The 20,813-nt window shown below is 71.1% G+C and carries 19 protein-coding genes; 8 read left to right on the top strand and 11 right to left on the bottom strand.

What is annotated here, in order from left to right; all coding sequences use genetic code 11:
* Positions 1-10 precede the first annotated feature (10 nt).
* Complete coding sequence (locus QRX60_RS37225; protein WP_285996137.1) at positions 11-1,006, bottom strand: 2-dehydropantoate 2-reductase; 996 nt, start codon at positions 1,004-1,006, stop codon at positions 11-13.
* Between the two features lie 270 nt (positions 1,007-1,276).
* On the opposite strand from QRX60_RS37225, the gene QRX60_RS37220 reads away from it, so the two are divergent.
* A complete protein-coding gene (locus QRX60_RS37220; protein ID WP_285996136.1) occupies positions 1,277-2,014 on the top strand; it encodes a GntR family transcriptional regulator in 738 nt (245 codons plus the stop codon).
* A 51-nt stretch (positions 2,015-2,065) separates the two neighbouring features.
* Here QRX60_RS37220 and QRX60_RS37215 read toward each other — a convergent pair whose 3' ends face one another.
* The 4 genes from QRX60_RS37215 to QRX60_RS37200 all read right to left on the bottom strand — a co-directional run bounded on the left by QRX60_RS37215 (position 2,066) and on the right by QRX60_RS37200 (position 8,652).
* Entirely contained in the window at positions 2,066-3,442 is a 1,377-nt protein-coding gene (locus QRX60_RS37215) for an OFA family MFS transporter (protein ID WP_332845792.1), read from the bottom strand.
* Between the two features lie 102 nt (positions 3,443-3,544).
* Positions 3,545-5,671, bottom strand: a complete 2,127-nt coding sequence (locus QRX60_RS37210) for an acetate--CoA ligase family protein (RefSeq protein ID WP_285996134.1) — start codon at positions 5,669-5,671, stop codon at positions 3,545-3,547.
* Positions 5,672-6,901 (bottom strand): formyl-CoA transferase, encoded by a 1,230-nt coding sequence (gene frc, locus QRX60_RS37205; protein WP_285996133.1) that lies wholly within the window; start codon positions 6,899-6,901, stop codon positions 5,672-5,674.
* A gap of 14 nt (positions 6,902-6,915) precedes the next feature.
* Positions 6,916-8,652, bottom strand: coding sequence for a thiamine pyrophosphate-binding protein (locus QRX60_RS37200; protein ID WP_285996132.1), 1,737 nt, complete (start codon positions 8,650-8,652; stop codon positions 6,916-6,918).
* A 250-nt stretch (positions 8,653-8,902) separates the two neighbouring features.
* Here QRX60_RS37200 and sucC point away from each other — a divergent pair, with 250 nt between their 5' ends.
* From sucC to QRX60_RS37180, 4 genes are read left to right on the top strand one after another with little or no spacing between them, the layout of a single operon-like run.
* Positions 8,903-10,081 carry an ADP-forming succinate--CoA ligase subunit beta gene (gene sucC, locus QRX60_RS37195; protein WP_285996131.1) on the top strand — a complete coding sequence of 393 codons (1,179 nt, stop codon included), beginning with the start codon at positions 8,903-8,905 and terminating at the stop codon, positions 10,079-10,081.
* Position 10,082: 1 nt separating this feature from the next.
* A complete protein-coding gene (gene sucD / locus QRX60_RS37190; protein WP_285996130.1) occupies positions 10,083-10,964 on the top strand; it encodes a succinate--CoA ligase subunit alpha in 882 nt (293 codons plus the stop codon).
* Positions 10,964-11,302, top strand: coding sequence for a beta-class carbonic anhydrase (locus tag QRX60_RS37185; protein WP_285996129.1), 339 nt, complete (start codon positions 10,964-10,966; stop codon positions 11,300-11,302). The genes sucD and QRX60_RS37185 overlap by 1 nt, the downstream gene beginning before the upstream one ends.
* Positions 11,302-12,138 (top strand): LysR family transcriptional regulator, encoded by an 837-nt coding sequence (locus QRX60_RS37180; RefSeq protein WP_285996128.1) that lies wholly within the window; start codon positions 11,302-11,304, stop codon positions 12,136-12,138. The genes QRX60_RS37185 and QRX60_RS37180 overlap by 1 nt, the downstream gene beginning before the upstream one ends.
* On the opposite strand, the gene fdhD is transcribed toward QRX60_RS37180, so the two are convergent.
* The 3 genes from fdhD to QRX60_RS37165 form a co-directional block, all read right to left on the bottom strand.
* Complete coding sequence (gene fdhD, locus QRX60_RS37175) at positions 12,126-12,959, bottom strand: formate dehydrogenase accessory sulfurtransferase FdhD (protein ID WP_285996127.1); 834 nt, start codon at positions 12,957-12,959, stop codon at positions 12,126-12,128. The two genes, QRX60_RS37180 and fdhD, sit on opposite strands and share 13 nt — an antisense overlap.
* Position 12,960: 1 nt before the next feature.
* Positions 12,961-14,271, bottom strand: a complete 1,311-nt coding sequence (locus tag QRX60_RS37170; protein WP_285996126.1) for an OFA family MFS transporter — start codon at positions 14,269-14,271, stop codon at positions 12,961-12,963.
* 779 nt (positions 14,272-15,050) lie between these two features.
* Entirely contained in the window at positions 15,051-15,461 is a 411-nt protein-coding gene (locus tag QRX60_RS37165) for a histone-like nucleoid-structuring protein Lsr2 (RefSeq protein WP_285996125.1), read from the bottom strand.
* A 218-nt stretch (positions 15,462-15,679) separates the two neighbouring features.
* Here QRX60_RS37165 and QRX60_RS37160 point away from each other — a divergent pair, with 218 nt between their 5' ends.
* A complete protein-coding gene (locus QRX60_RS37160) occupies positions 15,680-16,579 on the top strand; it encodes a class I SAM-dependent methyltransferase (RefSeq protein ID WP_285996124.1) in 900 nt (299 codons plus the stop codon).
* Between the two features lie 13 nt (positions 16,580-16,592).
* Here the strand turns inward: QRX60_RS37160 and dinB are convergent, their stop codons facing one another.
* Positions 16,593-17,783, bottom strand: a complete 1,191-nt coding sequence (gene dinB / locus QRX60_RS37155) for a DNA polymerase IV (RefSeq protein ID WP_285996123.1) — start codon at positions 17,781-17,783, stop codon at positions 16,593-16,595.
* A gap of 155 nt (positions 17,784-17,938) precedes the next feature.
* Between dinB and QRX60_RS37150 the strand changes: the two genes are divergently transcribed.
* On the top strand, positions 17,939-18,358 hold the full coding sequence (locus QRX60_RS37150) for a hypothetical protein (RefSeq protein WP_285996122.1): 420 nt from the start codon (positions 17,939-17,941) through the stop codon (positions 18,356-18,358).
* Between the two features lie 16 nt (positions 18,359-18,374).
* Positions 18,375-18,887, top strand: coding sequence for a 2'-5' RNA ligase family protein (locus QRX60_RS37145; protein ID WP_285996121.1), 513 nt, complete (start codon positions 18,375-18,377; stop codon positions 18,885-18,887).
* A 229-nt stretch (positions 18,888-19,116) separates the two neighbouring features.
* Here QRX60_RS37145 and QRX60_RS37140 read toward each other — a convergent pair whose 3' ends face one another.
* Positions 19,117-20,205, bottom strand: coding sequence for a hypothetical protein (locus QRX60_RS37140; protein WP_285996120.1), 1,089 nt, complete (start codon positions 20,203-20,205; stop codon positions 19,117-19,119).
* Positions 20,206-20,214: 9 nt separating this feature from the next.
* Positions 20,215-20,805: a hypothetical protein gene (locus QRX60_RS37135; RefSeq protein ID WP_285996119.1), complete on the bottom strand. Its 591-nt coding sequence runs from the start codon at positions 20,803-20,805 to the stop codon at positions 20,215-20,217.
* Positions 20,806-20,813 lie beyond the last annotated feature (8 nt).

Raw genomic sequence — 20,813 nt, 5'->3', positions numbered from 1 at the left:
CACCTCCGGTTCAGCGCGCCCCGACGGGGACGGGCGGGTTGCTGGTGTGGTCGAGCAGCGAGATGGCGGCGTGGACGTGCCGCAGGGCCGGCGCGGGCACGCCGGTGAGGCCGGCCAGCTCGACGACCGCGCCGATGATCGCGTCGATTTCGAGGGGCTTGCCCGCTTCGAGGTCCTGCAGCATCGAGGTCTTGTGGTGGCCGACGCGCCAGGCGCCGTCGATGCGCTTCTCGACCGAGACGCCCGGCTCGCTGCCCGCCGCCCGGGCGATTTCGAGGGTTTCGGTCATCATCGTGGCGACGAGCGCGCGCGTGTCGTCGTGCTCGCACATCTGCGCCATGGTCGCCCTGGTCAGCGCCGAGAGCGGGTTGAAGGCGACGTTGCCCATCAGCTTGATCCAGATGTCGTCGCGCAGGCGGGGTTCGACCGGCGCCTTGAGGCCGCCGGCGATCATCGCCGCGCTGAGCACCTTGCACCGCGCGGAGATCTCGCCGTCCGGCTCGCCGAGGGAGAACCGGGTGCCCTCGAGGTGCCGGATCACGCCCGGTTCCTCGACGACCGTGGAGCAGTAGACGACGCAGCCGATCGCGCGCCGCAGTTCGAGCACGGCGGTGACCGAGCCGCCCGGGTCGACCGTCTCGACGCGCTGTCCTTCGAGCGGATGTCCTTCGAGCCCGTGGAAGTACCACCACGGGATCCCGTTCTGCGCGGCCACGACCGCGGTGTCCGGGCCGAGCAGCGGCGCGAGGAGCGGTCCGCACGAAGCGTAGGAGTTGGCCTTGAGGCCGAGGAACACGAAGTCGACCTCGCCGACTTCGGCCGGGTCGTCCGTGACGTGCGGGTGCGCGGTGAAGTCGCCGCGCGGGCTGAGCACGCGGACGCCGTGCTCGCGCATCGCCGCGAGGTGGGCCCGCCGGGCGATCAGGTGCACCTCGGTCCCGCCGCGGTGCAGCGCGGCCCCGACGTAGGCGCCGATCGCCCCGGCCCCGAGAACAGCCACCTTCATGATGTGCCTCCCACTTCGGTCCAGCACGTGATTGCATACAGTATCCTGGATCCGTCGGCGAGACCAGAGGTCTCCCGCCTCGAAGTCGGCACGCCACCCCGGCAGCGCAGCCCAGTGCGACAAATCCGACACTCCGGGTCACCTGCCCAGGTCACGGTTGATCCACATCGGGACAAACCGCCACGCCGGGGTGAGATTCTGGGATTTTGCATACCAAAACCTGTATCCTGATCGCAGATCATCGCGTTCGTCTCCCTCTCGAGGTGTCCCGTGAGCCAGCCCGCTTCCCCGCTCCAAGACCGCGGCCCGAGCGGCCGCCGCACGGCCAAGGGCTCGCTCAGCTCGACCGCCGCCAAGCGCGTCGAACGGCCGGCGCCGCTGCGCCAGGTCGTCTACGAGGCCCTCGCCGAGCTGATCATCAACCGCACGCTCGAACCCGGGCAGCACCTGGTCGAGGCCGACCTGGCCGAGTACCTCGGCGTCAGCCGGCAGCCCGTCCGCGAAGCCCTGCAGCGGCTGCAGAGCGAAGGGTGGGTCGACCTCCGTCCCGCGCAGGGCGCGTTCGTGCACCTGCCGACCGACGAGGAGGCCGACCAGCTGCTGAGCGTCCGCGGCGTGCTGGAGACGCACTCCGCGAAGCTCGCCGCCGCCAACGCGACCCCGGAGGACGTCCGGCGCCTGTGGGAGCTGCAGCAGGTCGGCGTCGACGCGCTGCACGCGGACGACACCGAAGGTCTCGTCGCCGCCAACGCCGCCCTCCACGCGTTCATCACGCAGCTCTCGGGGAACGCCGTGCTGGCGGAGCTGATCGGCCTGGTCGACCGCCGGGTCCGCTGGTACTACACGCCGATCGCCCGGCCCCGCGGACGGGACGCGTGGAACGAGCACGACGAGCTGATCCACGCGATCTCCGACGGGGACACCGGCTCCGCGGAACAGATCATGGCCAAGCACACCGAACGGACCCGCCAGGCCTACCACGAACGTCCGGAAGCGCCCCGATCCTGATTTCGGCAGGACCGGGGCGCGGGAAACCGGACCAGCCGGCGGACGGCCGGCCTACCCGCCGGCCGCCGCCGACGGCCGCGCCACCAGCTCGGTATCGGCGAGCTGGTGGCGTGTCCGGCCGGGCTGGCGCAGGAACAGCGTCAGCACCGCGGACAGGAGCGCGATGCACCCGGCGAGCACGTACGCACCGGTGTAGCCCCACGCGCTGATGACCCCCGCGGCGAGCCCGCCGCCGCCGACGCCACCGACCAGTTTCGCGCTGTAGACCAGGCCGTAGTTCGACGCGTTGTTGTTCTCGCCGAAGTAGTCCGGCACCAGCGCGGCGAACAGCGGGTAGAACGCGCCGCCGCCGAACCCGGTCAGGAACGCGAACACCATGAACAGCACCAGGTTGTGCGTGTTCCCGGCGTACAGCACACCGAACTGGGCCAGCGCCGCGATCACCAGCACCAGCGTGAGCGTCTGCCGACGCCCGATCTTGTCCGACGCCCAGCCGACGACCGCGCGGCCGGTGCCGTTCACGACGGCCAGCACGCCGGCCGAGGAAGCCGCGACGAACGCGCCGAAGTGGCTCTCCTTGGCGAACGGCACCTGGAAGTTGATGCCGAACAACGAGACGCCGCCGATGATCACCAGGCACACCCACATCAGCGGGAGCATGCCGGTCCGGATCGCCTCCATGGGCGTGAACTGCCGGACCGCGGGCGGGTTCTTGGCCAGGCTCTTGACCCCGGACCTGTTCTTGGCCCAAGTGAGCGGGTCGATCTCCTTCGGCCACCAGCTCTTCGGCGGGTCCTTGAACAGGAACCCGCACACGCCCACGACGATCAGCATGTAGAGGCCGATCCCGTCCAGCACCCCGGTGACGTTCTCGTGCCCGAGAAACGCGCTGAACAGGTAGATGAACGGCACCGACCCGTAGGCGAAGCCGCCGTTCACGAACCCGGTCCGCGCGCCGCGCTTCTCCGGGTACCACTTGCCGACCATGTTGATGCAGGTCGCGTACACGAGCCCGGCGCCGGTGCCGCCCAGGACCGAGTACCCGACGAACGCCAGCGCCAGGTTGCCGCTGTGCGCGATGGTGAAGTAGCCGATGCCGCTGCACACGGCGCCGGCCAGCATCGCCGTCTTGGCCGAGACGACGTTGCGTTCCCTGAGCCGGCCGGCCGGGAACGCCACCCCGGCCTGGAACACCGCCCAGATGCTCGCCAGCCAGAACGCGTCCGACAGCGTCCAGCCGTACTTCTCTTCCAGGGTTCCTTCGACGGCGCCCCAGCCGTATTCGAACACGCTGACCGCCATCATGGCGATCCAGGGCAGCCAGACCATGAAGCTCCGGGAGCGTCCCATGATGTCGTGCGGGGACTCGCCTACCCGGTAAACCCGTCCGTTCTCGTCAACGATCTCCTGATAGGTCGCTGCGGTCATAAGAGTTCTCTTTCGTCACCGTTGACTCATGTCCCTCTGTTTCCGACGTGCGGTGGATCTTCGTCCTTTCTCTCTCGATCGGCCAGCCCCCGTGGAGGACGCTCAGAGCAGGCCCGCCGCCCGCGCCCAGCGGTACTTCGCGCCGAGCACCGCGACGGGCTTCTCGGTCGTGTACGGATATGCGACGACGCCGTGGTCGTAGAGGTAGTCGCTCGCCTCCTCGACTTCGACGTCGCCCGACAGCGAGGCGACGACGGGCTTGTGGATCCCCTTCGCGCGGTACTCCCCGACCACTTCGGAGACGAGCTCCGCGAACACCATCGGCGGGGTGACGATGGTGTGCCAGTAGCCCAGGATCAGGGCGTGGATGCGGTCGTCCTCGAGGCCCAGCGCGATGGTGTTGCGGTAGGTCGAGGGCGGCTCGCCGCCGGTGATGTCCACCGGGTTGCCGGCCGCGCCGAAGGGCGGGATGAACTTCCGGAACGCGGTGTCGAGGTCCGGCGGGATCTCCATCAGGTCGAGCCCGTTGTCGACGCAGGCGTCCGAGAGCAGCACGCCCGACCCGCCGGCGCCGGTGATGATGACGACGTTCTCGCCCTTCGGCGTGGGCAGCAGCGGGATGCCGCGGGCGTACTCGAGCATGTCGTTGAGCCCGGGCGCCCGGATCACGCCGCTCTGGCGGAGGATGTCGTCGTAGACCTTGTCGTCGCCGGCCAGCGCGCCGGTGTGCGAGCTGGCCGCTTTCGCTCCCTGCGACGTCCGCCCGGCCTTGAGCACCACGACCGGCTTGCGTTTCGAGACCCGCTTGGCCGTCTCCGCGAACGACCGCCCGTCCTTGAGGTCCTCGAGGTGCATCGCGACGAGCTGGGTGTTGTCGTCCTGCTCGAAGAAGGTGAGCAGGTCGTCCTCGTCGATGTCGGCCTTGTTCCCCACGCCGACGATCGAAGACACGCCCATCTTCGCCGAGCGGCTGAACCCGAGGATCGCCATCCCGATCCCGCCGCTCTGCGAGGAAAGGGCGACGCCGCCCTTGACGTCATACGGTGTGCAAAACGTCGCCGACAGGCTTTCCGGCGTGTAGTAGTAGCCGTAGATATTGGGCCCGAGGATGCGCACGCCGTGCTTGCGCGCGATCGCGACGACCTCGTCCTGCAGCTCGATGTTGCCGGTCTCGCCGAAGCCGGACGGGATGAGGATCGCGCCGGCGACACCCTTCCTGCCGACTTCCTCCAGCGCCGCGGGGACGAACTTCGCCGGGATGGCGAAGACCGCGACGTCGACGTCACCGGGTACGTCGGTGATGCTGGCGTACGCCTTGCGGTCGAGGATCTCGGCGGCCTTCGGGTTGATCGGGTGGATCTCCCCCGCGTAGCCGCCGTTGACCAGGTTCTTCATCACCGAGTTGCCGATCTTGCCGGCTTCGGCCGACGCGCCGATGACCGCGACGGACGCCGGCTTCATGATCCGGTTCATCGAGGCGAGGATCTCCTCCTGGGTGAACCGGAAGGGTTCGTTCGCCGCGTCCGCGTCGACCAGGATCCGCACGTCGACCGCGGTGGCTCCGGACGGCGTCGCGAGCACCGGGTTGAGGTCCACTTCGGACAGCTGCGGGAAGTCGGCGACCAGCTGCCCGAGGCCGGTGATCACGGCGGCCAGGGCGGCGCGGTCGACAGGATCCGAGCCACGCACCCCCCGCAGGATTTCCGCCGCCTGGATACCGTCGATCATCGACAGCGCTTCCTCGGTGGTCGTCGGCGCGAGCCGGAAGGTGACGTCCTTGAGCACCTCCACCAGGACGCCGCCCAGGCCGAACGCGACGATCTTGCCGAACGTCGGGTCGGTGACCGAGCCGATGATCACCTCCTGTCCTTCGGTGAGCATCTGCTGCACCTGGACGCCGAGGATCCGCGCGTCGGCGTTGTACGCCTTCGCGTTCTCGACGATCGTCTCGAAGCCCGCCTTCACTGCATCGGTGTCCTTCAAGCCGACGAGCACACCGCCGGCTTCGGTCTTGTGCAGGATGTCCGGCGAGACGATCTTGAGCACCACCGGCAGCCCGATGTCCCGGGCGTGGGCCACGGCTTCGTCCGCCGTGGCGGCCAGCCGCTCGGCCGGGGTCGGGATGCCGTAGGCCTCGCAGACCGCACGCCCCTCGGGCGCGGTCAGCGAAGACCGCCCTTCGGCGGCCGCCTGGTCGAGGATCTTCTCCACCGCCGCGCGATCCGCCACTCAGATCACCCCCGCCGCGCGGAACTTCTCGAGCTCCGCCTCGCCGTAGCCGAGTTCGGCCAGCACCTCGTCGTTGTGCTCGCCGAGCAGCGGCGACCGCTCGATCTCGACCGGCGAGTCCGACAGCTTGAGCGGGCAGCCGACGGTCTTGAAGCTGCCGCGTTCCGGGTGCGGCACCTCGACGACCGAGCCGAGCTCGGCCAGCGTTTCGTCCTCGATCAGTTCCTTCGTGGACAGGATCGGGCCGCAGGGGATGTTGTGAGCGTTGAGCTTCTCCATCACCTCCCACTTGGTGTGCTTCTCGGTCCACTCCTCCACCAGCGCGAACATCTTGTCCAGTTTGGACAGTCGCACCTCGGGGGTGGCCCACGCCGGGTCGTCGGCCAGCTCCGCCTTGCCGATCAGCCGGGCGAGCGGTGCCCAGCCGGGCGGCTGGACGATCACGTAGATGTAGTCGTTCGGGCCGCCGGGCGCGCACTTCACCGCCCAGCCGGGCTGCCCGCCGCCGGAGGCGTTGCCCGACCGCGGCACCTCGTCGCCGAAGTGGTCGTTCGGGTACTCGCCGAGCGGACCGTGCGTGAGCCGCTGCTGGTCGCGCAGCTTCACGCGGCACAGGTTGAGCACGGCGTCCTGCATGGCGACCTGGACGCGCTGGCCGCGGCCGGTGGAGGTCCGCTGGTACAGCGCGGCGAGGATGGCGGCCACCAGGTGGATGCCGGTGCCGGAGTCGCCGATCTGCGCGCCGGTCGCGGTCGGCGGCCCGTCCTCGAAGCCGGTGGTGCTCATCGCGCCGCCCATGGCCTGCGCGACCACTTCGTAGGCCTTGAAGTCGGCGTAGCGGCCCGGGCCGAAGCCCTTGATGGAGGCGTAGATCAGCCGGGGGTTGAGCGCCGAGAGCTTGTCCCACGGGTAGCCGAACCGATCGACGACGCCCGGGCCGAAGTTCTCGACCAGGATGTCCACACCGGACACGAGCTTCTCGAAGATTTCCTTGCCCTCGTCGCTTTTCATGTTGAGCGTGATGCTGCGCTTGTTGGAGTTCAGCATCGTGAAGTAGAGGCTGTCGACGCCGGGCAGGTCGCGCAGCTGGCCGCGCGTGATGTCGCCCCGGCCGGGCGTCTCGAGCTTGATCACGTCCGCGCCGAGCCAGGCGAGCAGCTGCGTCGAGGACGGTCCGGACTGCACGTGCGTCATGTCGAGGACGCGGACGCCCTCCAGTGCCTTACCCATGCCTTGGCCTCCGCTCACTTGTACATGGTCTGGTTCATGGTTCCGGGGGCGTACACGTCGGGATCGACCCAGACGTTGATCAGCGACGGCTTGCCGGACTCCCGGGCCCGCAGCAGCGCCGGCCCGATGTCGGCCGGGTCGCGGACCTCCTCGCCGTAGCCGCCGAGCATCCGCGCGAACTCGTCGTAGCGGACGTCGCCGAGGGTGTTGCCGACGCGCTCGCGCGGCAGGCCGTACTTCGCGGCCTGGCCGTAGCGGATCTGGTTCATCGACGAGTTGTTGCCGACGATGCCGACGAACGGGAGGTCGAAGCGCACCAGCGTCTCGAAGTCCCAGCCGGTGAGGCTGAAGGCGCCGTCGCCGAAGAGCGCGACGACTTCCTTGTCCGGGCGGGCGTGCTTGGCGGCCATGACGAACGGGATGCCGACCCCGAGTGTCCCGAGTGGACCCGGGTCCATCCAGTGGCCGGGCGACTTGGGCTGCACCACCTGGCCGGAGAAGGTGACGATGTCGCCGCCGTCGCCGATGTAGATCGAGTCCTCGGTGAGGAACTCGTTGATCTCGTGGACCAGCCGGTACGGGTGGATCGGGCTCGCGTCGGAGTGCTGCAGCGGCAGCCGCTTCTGCTTCGCCTTCTCCTCCACGGCGTGGAGCTCTTCCAGCCAGACCTTGCGGGCGACGGCGCCGTTGTCGCCGCGGCCCGAGGCAGCCTGCGCGACCGCGGCCAGGACCTGCCCGGCGTCGCCGACGATGCCGAGGTCGACGTCGCGGTTCTTGCCGACCGTGCGGTAGTCGAGGTCGATCTGCACGACGGTGGCGTCCTTCGACAGCCGCTTGCCGTAGCCCATCCGGAAGTCGAACGGGGTGCCGACGATGACGATGACGTCGGCGTTGTCGAAGGCGTACCGGCGCGAGAGCTGGAAGTGGTGCGGGTCGCCCGGCGGCAGCGTGCCGCGGCCGGCGCCGTTCATGTACGCCGGGATGTTCAGCGTGCGCACCAGGTCGACGGCGGGTTCGGTGGCGCGGGTCGTCCAGACCTGGCTGCCGAGCAGGATGGCCGGTTTCTTCGCGTGCACCAGCAGGTCGGCGAGCTTCTCGATGTCGGCGGGGTCGCCCCCGTTCTTCGTCGACGCGCGGTAGCGCCCGGCCTCGGGGATCCTCGCGTTCTCCAGCGGCACGCGCGCGTCGAGGACGTCGCGCGGGATCTCCAGGAACGACGGGCCGGGCGCGCCGGCGTAGGCCTCGCGGAACGCCATCGAGACGAGGTCGGCCACGCGCGCGGTGTGCGGCACGGTGGCGGCGAACTTGGTGATCGGCGCCATCATGTCCACGTGCGGGAGGTCCTGCAGGGACCCCATCTTGTGCTGGGTGAGCGCGCCCTGGCCGCCGATGAGCAGCATCGGGCTCTCCGCGCGCAGGGCGTTCGCGACGCCGGTGACGGCGTCGGTCGTGCCGGGGCCGGCGGTGACGACCGCGCAGCCGGGCTTGCCGGTGATCCGCGCGTAGCCGTCGGCCGCGTGCGCCGCGACCTGCTCGTGCCGGACGTCGATGACCTGGATGCCTTCGTCGACGCAGCCGTCGTAGATGTCGATGATGTGGCCGCCGCAGAGGGTGAAGATCGTGTCGACCCCTTCGGCCTTCAGCGCCTTCGCCACGAGGTGGCCACCCGAGATTTCGGCGGGCGCGGGCTCGGCGCCGTTCGTCGCTCGGGCACTCTCCCCCGCGGTCGTGCCGGTCGTTGTCAGCGCCATTGCTCAACTCCTCTGGTCCGCCGCCGGAACTCTCTTGTCCGGCGCTCCGTACTCCGGTCCGCTCGTCGCCGCCCCCTGTCCGCCGAGGTCAGCGGCCTCTTCGCGGCAGACTGTAGATTGCATACCGTATGGGGTAGGCATATAGTCACTCTTCAAGCAGCCCGTGTCCAGGGCCATCCGCAGGGTTTTTCCCGGGCCTCGATCCCGCCCCCGCGGACCGTCACCGCACGCCCGGACACGGCGGACCTCCTTGCCCTGCACCGCCGCGGAAAGGACGCCCCGCATGGACCTCTTCGAACACGAAGCCCGAGATCTCTTCGAGAAGCACGGCGTACCCGTCCCCCGCGGCCGGGTCGCCGCCGATCCCGCCGCGGCCCGCGACGCGGCCGCTTCCCTGGGCGGCCCGGTGGCGGTGAAGGCCCAGGTGAAGACCGGCGGGCGCGGGAAGGCGGGCGGCGTCCGCGTGGTGCACACAGCCGACGACGCCGAGCAGGCCGCCGACGACATCCTCGGCATGGACATCAAGGGCCACACCGTGCACCGCGTCCTGGTGACCGAAGCCAGTGAGATCGCCGAGGAGTACTACCTCTCCTTCCTGCTCGACCGCGCCGCGCGGACCTTCCTCGCCATGGCGTCGACCGAAGGCGGGATGGAGATCGAGGAGGTCGCGGCCTCCCGGCCGGATGCCCTGGTGCGCGTTCCGGTCGACCCGCTCGCCGGCGTCGACTCGGCCGCAGTGGCCGCCGCGTTCCCCGCCGGCGTCCGCGCCGAGGTCGCCGGCGTCGTCGAAAAGCTGTGGGACGTGTTCGTCGCCGAGGACTGCACCCTCGTCGAAGTGAACCCGCTGGCCGGAACGTCGACCGGGATCGTCGCGCTCGACGGCAAGATCACCCTCGACGACAACGCGTCTTTCCGGCGGTCCGCGGCGTTCGACGATCCGCTCGACGGCGACCCGCTCGAACGCGAGGCGCGTGCGAACGGCCTCAACTACGTCAAGCTCGACGGCGACATCGGCGTGATCGGCAACGGCGCCGGCCTCGTGATGTCCACTTTGGACGTCGTAGCGGCCGCCGCGGCCGAGGCCGGCGCGCGCGGGCCGGCGAACTTCCTCGACATCGGCGGCGGCGCGTCGGCCGAGGTGATGGTGAACGGGCTGACCGTGATCCTGGGCGATCCGCAGGTGCGCTGCGTGTTCGTCAACGTCTTCGGCGGCATCACCGCGTGCGACGCCGTCGCGACCGGGATCGTGCGGTCGCTGGAGATCCTGGGCTCCCGCGCCACCAAGCCCCTGGTCGTGCGGCTCGACGGGAACAACGTCGCCGAAGGCAGGCGGATCCTCGCCGAAGCCGCCCACCCCCTGGTCACCGTGGTGGCCACCATGGACGACGCCGCCCGCGAGGCGGCGAAGCTCGCGATCGCGGAGGTCTGACGTGGCCATCTTCCTGGACGAGACCAGCCGGATCGTCGTCTCCGGTATCACCGGCTCCGAAGGCACCAAGCACACCCGGCGGATGCTGGCCGCCGGCACGAACGTCGTCGGCGGGGTGAACCCGCGCAAGGCCGGGCAGCACGTGGAGATCTCCGGTCGTTCGCTGCCCGTGTTCAGCAGCGTCGCGGAGTCGATCGCGTCGACCGGCGCCGACGTCTGCGTGCTGTTCGTGCCGCCGCCGTTCGTCGAGGACGCCGTCGTCGAGGCGGTGGACGCGGGCATCGGCCTCGCGGTGGTGATCACCGAAGGCGTCCCGGTGCACGACACCGCCCGGCTGTGGGCGCACGCCGTCGCGGCGGGCGGGCGGACCCGGATCATCGGGCCGAACTGCCCGGGCATCATCTCCCCCGGCAAGTCGAACGCGGGGATCATCCCGGCCGACATCACCGGCCCGGGACGCATCGGCCTGGTGTCGAAGTCCGGCACGCTCACCTACCAGCTCATGCACGAGCTGCGCGACATCGGGTTCTCCACGTGCGTCGGGATCGGCGGCGACCCGATCATCGGGACCACGCACATCGACGCCGTCGAAGCGTTCGAAAAGGACCCGGATACCGACCTGATCGTGCTGATCGGCGAAATCGGCGGCGACGCCGAGGAGCGAGCGGCGGAGTTCGTCCGGACTCATGTTTCGAAGCCGGTCGTCGGGTACGTCGCCGGGTTCACCGCCCCGGAGGGCAGGACGATGGGCCACGCGGGCGCGATCGTCTCCGGCTCGGCCGGGACCGCGTCGGCGAAGAAGGAAGCCTTGGAGGCGGCGGGAATCCGGGTCGGGCGGACACCGAGCGAGACGGCGGCGCTGGTCCGGGAAGTGCTGACCTGATGACCGCGAAGCCGGCGGTGCTCGCGTGCGGGGACGCGCGGTTCAGCGTCCACCGGCTGCTCGGGCTCGGCGAAGGCGACGCGCACGTCCGCAACGCCGGCAGCGCCGTCACCGAAGACGCGATCCGCTCGCTGACGGTGAGCCGGCACCTGCTGGGCACGCGCGAGATCGTGCTGGTCCACCACCGGGACTGCGGGATGCGCACGTTCACCGACCCGGCGCAGGACGTCCGCCAGTGCATCGGCCGGTTGCGGGCGTCGCCGTTCCTGCCCCACACCGACGTCGTCCGCGGCTACGTCCTGGACGAGCGCACCGGCACACTCGACGAGGTGCCGTGATGGAGCTGCGCCAGCTGGCGGTGGTGGTGGCGGTCGCGGAGGAGGGCGGCTTCACGGCGGCCGCGCACCGGCTCCGGACGGTCCAGTCCACCGTGTCCACGGTGGTCCGGGCGCTGGAGCGGGACCTGGGGACGCCGTTGTTCCACCGCACGACGCACCGGGTGGCCCTGACGCCCGCCGGCGAGGCGTTCATGCCCGCCGCGCGGGCGGCCCTGGAGGCGGCCGCCCGGGCCCGCGCGGCCGTCTCCCCGGTGGGCGGCCGGGTCCGGCTCGGGGTGTGCCCGGGGTTGCTGGCGGACTGGCACCGGGTGCTGGCCGCGCTGCGGCACGTGCACCCGGGGTTGGCGGTGGAGGTGCGGCAGATCCGGCCCGACGCGGTGGGGCCGGTTCTGGCTGAGTCCACGGTAGACGTGGTGCTGGCGGTGGTCGCGGGCTGCGGCGCTGCAGCCTCGGATGATCTCGCGCCCGAACTGCTCACCACCCTGTTGCCCGGAGACGAGCTCGTCCTCGTCACCGCACCCGGCGGCTCGCGTTCCGCGCCCGCCGATCTCGCCGAACTGTCCCTCGTGGACTTCCCGCCCGGCTGGGCGATCCGCGAAGCCGTCGACCGGGCGTTCCCCTGCCGGCGGCTTTCGCTCGAGGTCGACGATCTCGCCGTCGCCGCCGGGCTCGTGCGGGCCGGGCTGGCCGCCTGCGTCCTGCCCGCGGCGGCGGCTTCGCGGTTTCCCGATCTCACCGTCCGGCGGTTCGACCGGCCGCCGCCGTGGCAGCTCGCCGCCGTGCACCGGGGCGATCCGTCCCCCGCCGTCGGCGCCCTGCTCGCTCAGCTCGGCTGAAGCCCCAGCCGGTCGGGTCGCGTGTAGACGTTCATCGACGTCCCGCGCAGGAAACCGACCAGCGTCAGCCCGAGTTCGGCGGCCAGGTCCACCGCCAGCGACGACGGCGCGGAAACCGCCGCCAGCACCGGTATCCCGGCCATCGCCGCCTTCTGCACCAGCTCGAACGAGGCCCGCCCGCTCACCATCAGCGCCGTTCCGGACAGCGGGAGCCTGCCGTCCCGGGTCGCCCAGCCGACCACCTTGTCCACGGCGTTGTGCCGGCCGACGTCCTCGCGCAGGCACAGCAGCTTCCCGTCGGCGTCGAAGAGCCCTGCCGCGTGCAACCCACCCGTGCGGTCGAAAACCCGTTGCGCCGCGCGGAGTTCGCCGGGCAGCCCGGAGAGCGTCGCCGGGTCCATGCCGAACGGGTCGTCGTCGATCGGCCACGTCACCGTCGTCCGGACGGCGTCCAGGCTCGCCTTGCCGCACAGCCCGCACGAGGACGTCGTGTAGAAGTTCCGCTCCACCGACGCGTCCGGCGGTGCGACCCCCGGGGCGAGCACGACGTCGAGCACGTTGTAGGTATTGCCGCCGTCGGCCGTGGCCCCGGCGCAGTAGCGGATCGAGTGGACGTCCGAGGCTGCCCGCACCACGCCTTCGCCGACCAGGAATCCGGCGGCGAGGTCGAAGTCGTCGCCCGGGGTCCGCATCGTGATCGACAGCGCCTTCCCGGCCACCCGGATCTCGAGGGGTTCCTCGACGGTCAACGTGTCCGGGCGCGCGGCAGGCACGCCGTCGCGGACGCGCAGCACCCGGCGCCGGCTGGTCATCCGCCCCACGTCAGGCCGCCGGCAGCAGCGACTTGGGCCGGCCCGGCTGGGTCAGCCGCCCGGACAGCACCGCACCGGCCAGGCTCAGCACCCCGGCCGCGGCGAACGCGCCGACGAACCCGTGCGAGGTCACGACGAGCGCGGCGAGCCCGATCCCGACCACCGCGCCGACCGCCTTGGCGGAATACAGTATGCCGAAGTTCTGCGCCGCCGACTCCTCGCCGAAGTACTCGCGCACGAGACCGACCAGCAGCGTGTAGCAGCAGCCGTTCCCGAGGCCGGCCAGCGCGACGCCCAGCAGCAGGCCGACGGCGTGCCGGTGCTCGCCCGAGTAGAAGAGGACGAACTGGGCGACACCGCCCGCGAGCAGCGCGAACCGCAGGATCCGGTGCCGGCCGAGCCGGTCGGCGAGCCGGCCGATGAGCACCCGGCCGCTGCCGGTCGCCGCGGCGAGCAGCGCCAGCGCGGCCGCGGCGAGCCCGGGACCGCTGCGCTCGGCGACGAACGTCGCCAGGTAGGCGAGGTCGAACAGCAGCACGGCGGCCGCCAGCACGACGACGAGGTACAGCGCGAGGGTCGTCCCGCACCGGAACAGCTCGGCCGGCCGGTAGTGGCGGACGGCCGGGCGCCGGTTGTGCGCAGGGTCGAGGGCCCAGGCGCGCGGCTCGGGCGTCGCGGGCCACCAGTTCCGCGGCGGGTACCGCAGCAGCGCGCTGCACCCGGCGATCACGGCGAGCACGACGGCCGCGGTGACGTCCAGGAGGACCGGCCGTGCGGCCGGCAGCGCGGCGGCGAGCACGACGAAGGGCACACTGCCGTAGGCGAACGCGCCGCTGACGATGCCCGCGCTCGGCGCGGTCCGGTCCGGGAACCACGCCAGCACCGCGCCGACGCAGGTGGCGTAGACGAGTCCGGTGCCGAGCCCACCCAGCACGGAGTAGCCGAGGAAGACGGTGAGCAGGCTGGTCGCGTGGCCGAGCGTCGCCAGCCCGGCGGCGCACAGCACCGCGCCGACGGCCATCGCGACGGGTGCCGGGAGCACGCCGCGTTCGCGCAGCCACGCCGCCGGGAACGCCGTGCCGGCTTGGCAGATCGCCCAGGCGGCGAGGGAGAGGACGATCCCGCCGAAGGTCCAGCCGTGCGCCCGGCTCAGCGCGGGAACGATCGCGCCGAAGCCGTACTGCTGCACCCCGGCGGCCAGCATCGCCGCCGCGGCCAGCCAGGTGATCCACGTCCGCGGCCGGCCGAGCAGCTCCCGGTCGGACTCCCCGACGCGGTACCGCCGTCCGTAGACGTCGCGCAGCTCGCGGACTTCGGTCATCGTGACCGCCTCCTCAGAATCCTCGACTGAAGATTGTATGCAGTATGGAGTAGTCTGAGTGTGCGCTTGTCGCGGTCGATTGTCTACAGAGAAGCCCGATCGGCCGCACGTGAAGCGGGAAGGGGTTCGCGGAGCGAGTTGCTCCAGCAGCTGAGAGTTGTCCCCGGCAGCGCCGCACTACGGCACCCGGGGAAGGAAGCGAAGGCGGCCCGGTGGCCATCGAGGGAGGAGGCGGCCACCGGGCCGTGCTCCGGCGCGGTACCGGCCGCGTGGAGCCCTGACAGTCTGGCGATCGGAGCCACCCTCCGACAAGCTTTACCGGCCGGGAAATGTCCGGGCGCCGCGGCTTTTTCGCGTCGACACTGCGCAATGGTGCGCGAACCTGCGTGTACCGCCGAAGATCCACACACGACAGAGTGGGAACGGCTCACCGCAAGCCGATCAGGACAGTCCCCCGCGAACGGTCGCGGGCGGCCTTCAGCTGTTCCATGTCCCGCCGGGCGCGGGCATTCACACCCGCAGTCAACCGAGGGACGAACCCACCTGGCGTGGACAACGCGGTGGGAAACAAACAAACGCGGCCCACGAGCGGGCCACCGTCATGGCGGCTGCGTGCCGCGCCGGGGCGAGCCGAAAGTCCGGCCACGCCACCGTCGCGCCTTTCGCGCGCCGGGATCTCCCCGACCCCAGGCGCGCGAAACACCACCGTCGAACACCACCACCGTCGTGCACAACCCAGCACGGCCGCGGGGTTTCTTGCCCGGCAAGCGGTTCCGGCGTCAGGCCTTCTTGCGCGAAGCCCGCTTACGCACCGGCTTGGCCTCGGCCGGCTCGGCGGCCGCGGCCTGGTCGGCCTCGAAGCCCGCGATGATCTCGCTCGACAGGCGACCTCGCTCCGCAACCTCGTAGCCGTTGGCCTGTGCCCATTCGCGGATCTGGCGATTGCGCTCGCGGTCGGTGCTCGAGCTCGACGAGCCCGACAGCGACTGGCCGGTCGCGAGGCGCACCTTGCGGCCCCCGGTCCGCCGCGCGACGGCGACGTAGCGGGCGAGCTCGTCCCGGAGCGCGGACGCGTTGTCCTCGGACAGGTCGATCTCGTACGTCACCCCGTCCAGGCTGAAGGGGACGGTCTGCGAAGCCTCGCTCCCGTCGAGGTCGTCCACCATCTCGACGTGCACCCGTTGCGCCATGGTTCGTCGTTCCTCATCTTCTCCAGAACACGGTCGGACAGACCCTAACCTGTCGAATCCCGTCCGGCACGCGCGACACCCGTGAAGCGTCCACAATGGCCGCCCGGGCGGCGCATCGCCCTCGTCCAGAGTGACCGCAACCGAGCTGGAATGCGCGGCGTCTTGTCAAAAATTTGTATTTGTGATATATTCGAAATCGAATCGGTACCGTGTCCGGCATGACCACCGCCGACTTTCCCGGTATTGCTCCCCGCGTCAGCCGCACGGCGTTCACCGCGGCCGCCGCACGGGCGGCACATTTGCTCGTCGACGCCGGGCCGATCGTCTTCTCCGACACCCTCGCCGCGGCTCTCCTCGGCGAGCGCGCCGAGGAACTCCTGGCCTATCACCACCTCCACGGTACCCATCCGGTCCTGGCCGGCGCCCGCGCCCAAGCGGTGTGCCGCAGCCGGTTCACCGAAGACCGCCTCCTCCGCGCCAATTCCGGTATAGACCAGTATGTGATTCTGGGCGCCGGGCTCGATTCGTTCGCGTATCGGGAGGTGTCCGCGCGATTCCGGGTGTTCGAGGTCGACCGGTCGGCGACCCAGGCGGCCAAACGAGAACTGCTCGAAGGCGCCGGCGTCGCCGTACCCGCTTCGGTCACCTTCGTCCCGGTCGACTTCGAAGCCGATCCGCTCCGGGAACGGCTCGTCCAGAGTGGACTCGACCCGTTTCGCCCCGTGTTCGTCAGCTGGCTCGGTGTCACCATGTACCTGACGCGGAAGGCGATTCTCGCCACATTGACGGATCTCGGCGGTTTCGCCCCCGGATCGCAAATCGTGACCGATCACCTGCTTCCCGCGGAACTGCGGGACGAGGCCGGAAACGGCTACGCCGAAGCCGTCGCGCCGGTCGCGGCGGAACAGGGTGAGCCGTGGCGCACCTTCCTCTCCCCCGCCGAGGTGGCCGGCCTCCTGCGCGAAGCCGGCTTCGAAGTCGTCGAACAGGCGGGGCAGCGCGAGAGCGTCGACGCGCGGCTGTGGAACCGCACCGATGCGCTGCGGCCCGCCGCGCTTTCCGCGCTGGTCCACGCCCGCATTCCCGATCGGCCCGGAATGGCCGGCAGCGGAACTTGAAGCGTTTCCGGCGTCAATCCGGCAGCAGGGGCACTTCGAGGTCGTCCGGGCGGCCCAGCAGGACCGCCCGGGTGACCGCCGCCTTGCCGAACCGGTCCCGCACCGCGTCCAGCGCCGTGTCGAGCTGGGTCGCCCGCTGCCGCTCGAACGGCAGAGCGAGCTGGAACGGGTCCTCGTCGGCCAGGTTCGACAGCGCCGCGCCCAGCAACGTGATGCCCCGGTCGGCGATCATCGGCAGCGCGGCGACGAGCAGCTCCCGCGCCGCGGCGAGCAAGACGCCGGTGCCCGCGGTCGGCTCGTTCAGCGTGTGCGAGCGCGTGACGCGGGTGAAGTCGGCGAAGCGCAGGCGGATCGTCACCGTCCGGCACACGCGGCGGGCGGCGCGCAGCCGGCGGGCGATCCGGTCGATCAGCGCCACCAGCACCACGTCGAGCTCGGCCGGGGTCCGCCTGCCGCGCCCGAGGGCCCGCTGGGCGCCGATCGACCCGCGCCGCCGGCCGACCTCGACGCGGCGCGGGTCCCGGTTGTGCGCCAGGGCGTGCAGGTGCCCGCCGGCCGCCCGGCCGAGCATGCTCACCAGGTCCACCGGCTCGGACGCGGCCAGCTGGCCCACCGTCGTGATCCCCCGCGCGCGCAGCTTCTCGGCGGTGACCTTGCCGACGCCCCAGAGCGCGCCGACCGGCAGCGGGTGCAGGAACTCCAGCTCCGCGTCGTGCGGGACGACCAGCAGGCCGTCCGGCTTGGCCACCCGGCTGGCGACCTTGGCCAGGAACTTCGTCCGCGCCACCCCTACCGTGATGGGGAGCCCGGCGCGCTCGGCAACGGTGGCGCGCAGCCGTTCGGCGATGCGGCTGGGCCGTCCGCCGATCCTGGTCAACCCCCCGACGTCAAGGAACGCTTCGTCGATCGAGAGGCCTTCCACCCACGGTGTGGTGTCGTGGAAGACCTCGAAGACGACCTTGCTCGCGGCCGAATACGCCGACATCCGCGGCGGCACGACGACCGCCTGCGGGCACAGCCGCCGGGCCTGCGCGCCCCCCATCGCCGTGCGCACGCCACAGGCCTTGGCCTCGTAACTCGCGGCCAGGACCACCCCGCCGCCGACGATCACGGGGCGTCCTTTGAGCGCCGGATCGTCGCGCTGTTCCACCGACGCGTAGAAGGAATCGAGGTCGGCGTGCAGGATGGGCCCCTCGTCGGTCATAGAACATATGTTCGCATACCCGGGTGCCGAAGTCCGCCGATCCGCCCGCCGCGGCACCCCTGCCGCTGGCCGAAACTGAGCGTTTTCCCGGTTGTCCACCCTCTGTTGCCACGGTCACACTCGACGCATCGATAGACCCGACTACTGGGGGCGACATGTCCGAGAAGTGCCGATGCGGCGACCACCACGCGTGGGCCAGTCCGAACCCGCAGGACCAGCCCGCCGCGGCGCGGCAGCCCCTGCTGGCTTCGACACTGACCGGCGAAGACCACGCCGAGGACGCCGGCCGGATCGACCCGACCGACCGCGTCACCTGCCGCACGCACCGCCGCTGGCTGCACGACTGCGTCTCGTCCCCGGTGCACACGAACCCGGCGATCGGCTACCGCTGGTGCCGCCGCTGCGACCACCAGGCGCTGGTCGCGGTCGACGAGCTGACCGGCGAGGTGGCGATCCACTGCGGACTCTGCGGCCGCAGCCCGCACAGCCGCGCCAACCTCGAGCTGGTGGAGCTGTGCCGGCGCAGCCTCGCCCTGGCCCGCGAGGGACGGTTCCCGGAGAGCGCGGTCGCCTGACTGCCATGATGCGGGGGTGCCCGAACCCGGAACCACCGCGCTGGTGATCCTGCTGCCCGCCGCCGAACCCGTGCTGGCCGCGGCCCGGCGAGTGGACCCCGCACTGGTCCGCCCCGGCTTGGCCGCGCACGTGACCGCGTTGTACCCCTTCCTGCCGGACGCGGCGCTGACACCCTCGGTGCTGGCCGCGGTCCGGTCGCTCGCTTCGGCTGTTTCACCGACCGAGGTGCGGCTCGCCGAGTTCTTGACCGCGCCGGGTTTCGCGGCGCTGCCGGCTCCGTCGCTGCAGCCGGTCACCGATGCGGTGTGCGCTCGCTGGCCGGAGGTGCTGCCTTACGGCGGACGGTTCGGACCTCGTCCGCCGGCGCACGTGACCGTCGCGATGGGCGGCGACGAGGAGACCCTTTCGCGGGTGGCCGATGAGGTGCGGCCGCTTCTGCCGCTGACCGATCACGCGAGGGGGCTGCAGTTGGTGGCGCTCACCGAACGGGGTTGGGAGCTGCGGTTGGAAGCGCCTTTCGCCGGGTGAATCGTCGTGCGCGCAGTGGCTGTCGTTGCGTAGTCAGTGTGCATCTGAAGTGACTACATCTTTGACGTGAGTGCATCTCCGGCATGGGTGCGCATTCGCCATCATCACGGTGGCGAAGTGAGTGCATTGCCATAGTCAGTACACCTTTGCACTCAATACAACTTCGAAGCCAGTGCACCAGCCTGGGTTACAGCGGCAGGCAAAGGGCCACGACAAAAGCGCCCCGAAGTCACCGCACCGGGCTGGCGACCTCGCCCACCGTCTCGCCACCCACCTTCCGGTACGCACGCGCGATCGCCCGCAGCCGCGCCACGTCCGCGGCGAACGGCTCCGCCTGTGCGACCGGCGGTGGTTCCTCCTCCCCCGGCTCGTCCGGGAGGTCGCGCACCAGCCTCGCCGCAGCCGGGGGCGCCAGCTCCGGTGTCACCCCCGCCAGGATCAGGCCGTCGTTCGTCTCGCTCATCGCCGTCAGCAGCCGCTCGCGGCGGGACGGGCCGCCCGGGTCGATGCGGATGATCTCCGGGAAGCGCCGCGTCAGGTGCGTGCGCAGGGGTCGCAGCAGGCGGAGCGTCTTCGCGTCGCGGCGCCCGGCCACCAGGCCCGGGACCGACGGGATCGTCAGCCCCACCACGATCAGCAGGACCGAGATCGCCGGGAAACCGACGTCGAGCGTGCACGGCAGCGTCGAAAACGGTCCGCGGCACAACGCCTTCGCCGGGTGGTCGTCCTGCAGCGCCCGGATCGTCGCGACGATCTTTCCCGCGAGGTAGGCGACCGCGAACGCCGACGCCAGCAGCAACAGCGCGAGCCCGGCCCGCAGCGCACCACCGCTCGCCCGGACCGTCACCGCCGCCACCACGCCGATGTCGAGCACCGCGAACCCGAGGTAGACCGTGTAGACGAAGACGTAGACGACCAGCGTCGGGTGCGTGCGGTACAGCTCGTCGAACACCCCGACGCCACGCGGCAGCCCCGGCGTGCTGAAGAACATGACCGTCAGCAGGATCAGCGCCACGCCCAGCGCGCCGAGCCGGGTGCGCCGGCCGCGGTCGCGGGTGCCGCTGATCTCCGCGACCGTCAGCCCGATCCCGTAGGCCGCGACCATCGTCGCGAGGTTCGACAGCAGCCGTCCGAGGCTCGGATAGATCTCGCTCTCGAAAAGCTGCGCACGGTTGGAGAGGAAGCAGAACGCCGCCCCGAGCGCGACGAGCGAGACGGCCAGCCCGGCACCCGCGCCCGTGCGCCGGGCGCGGACCGCCCGCCAGACCCCGACCGCCAACGCGAAGAGCCCGACCCCGACGAACAGAATGTCGATCACGAGACGCGACTATCCCAGGAGAGCCGCCAGCCGCCTAGCCTGCTCCGCCGCCCGGCCGGACGCATCCGGCTGAACGGCGGGCGGTTCACTCGTCGCCGCGCTCAGCAGCAGCACGGCGATCAGCTCGGCCTCGTACTCGTCGGTGCCGGTCGTCACGCGGGTGAGCAGGTGCGACAGCGCCTGCGGCGCCAGGTCCGGGGCCAACCGGGCGGCTTCGGACTCCGACATCTGGCAGGTCCCGGTGTGCGCGCACAGCATGTGGGCGAGCTCGTGGGCGATGATGTGGTCCTGGTGCAGCGCCGACGTGTGCTCGACGTAGGCGATCAGGTCGTAGTCGGGGCGAGGCTGCCAGGCCCCGGACGGCCGGCCGGGCCGGTACTCGACCGGCACGAGGTCGATCTCGCGCCCGCGCCAGGCTTCGAGGCGGTCGACCCAGACGTTCATCGACCACGGCCGGGGCATCGGGACGGCGCCGAGCACGGTCCGCACCCGCTCGCGGGCGCCGGCTCGGAGCTCCGTCAGGCCGCGCTCGTCGATGGGTCCTCCCCGCTCACCGGGCGCCAGCCGGGTGCACCGGGGCGCGATCACGGACGAGGTCATCCTAGCCG

Origin of the sequence: Amycolatopsis mongoliensis, assembly GCF_030285665.1 — a bacterium.
Taxonomy (GTDB): domain Bacteria; phylum Actinomycetota; class Actinomycetes; order Mycobacteriales; family Pseudonocardiaceae; genus Amycolatopsis; species Amycolatopsis mongoliensis.
This window is presented reverse-complemented; position numbering and strand designations above follow the sequence as displayed.

Excerpts from the sequence above, each read along its gene's own strand:
- QRX60_RS37225 (WP_285996137.1), bottom strand. The coding sequence starts at position 1,006 with ATGAAGGTGGCTGTTCTCGGGGCCGGGGCGATCGGCGCCTACGTCGGG.
- QRX60_RS37215 (WP_332845792.1), bottom strand. The coding sequence starts at position 3,442 with ATGACCGCAGCGACCTATCAGGAGATCGTTGACGAGAACGGACGGGTT.
- frc (WP_285996133.1), bottom strand. The coding sequence starts at position 6,901 with ATGGGTAAGGCACTGGAGGGCGTCCGCGTCCTCGACATGACGCACGTG.
- QRX60_RS37200 (WP_285996132.1), bottom strand. The coding sequence starts at position 8,652 with ATGGCGCTGACAACGACCGGCACGACCGCGGGGGAGAGTGCCCGAGCG.
- QRX60_RS37185 (WP_285996129.1), top strand. The coding sequence starts at position 10,964 with ATGACCGCGAAGCCGGCGGTGCTCGCGTGCGGGGACGCGCGGTTCAGC.
- QRX60_RS37180 (WP_285996128.1), top strand. The coding sequence starts at position 11,302 with ATGGAGCTGCGCCAGCTGGCGGTGGTGGTGGCGGTCGCGGAGGAGGGC.
- QRX60_RS37170 (WP_285996126.1), bottom strand. The coding sequence starts at position 14,271 with ATGACCGAAGTCCGCGAGCTGCGCGACGTCTACGGACGGCGGTACCGC.
- QRX60_RS37165 (WP_285996125.1), bottom strand. The coding sequence starts at position 15,461 with ATGGCGCAACGGGTGCACGTCGAGATGGTGGACGACCTCGACGGGAGC.
- QRX60_RS37160 (WP_285996124.1), top strand. The coding sequence starts at position 15,680 with ATGACCACCGCCGACTTTCCCGGTATTGCTCCCCGCGTCAGCCGCACG.
- dinB (WP_285996123.1), bottom strand. The coding sequence starts at position 17,783 with ATGACCGACGAGGGGCCCATCCTGCACGCCGACCTCGATTCCTTCTAC.
- QRX60_RS37150 (WP_285996122.1), top strand. The coding sequence starts at position 17,939 with ATGTCCGAGAAGTGCCGATGCGGCGACCACCACGCGTGGGCCAGTCCG.
- QRX60_RS37135 (WP_285996119.1), bottom strand. The coding sequence starts at position 20,805 with ATGACCTCGTCCGTGATCGCGCCCCGGTGCACCCGGCTGGCGCCCGGT.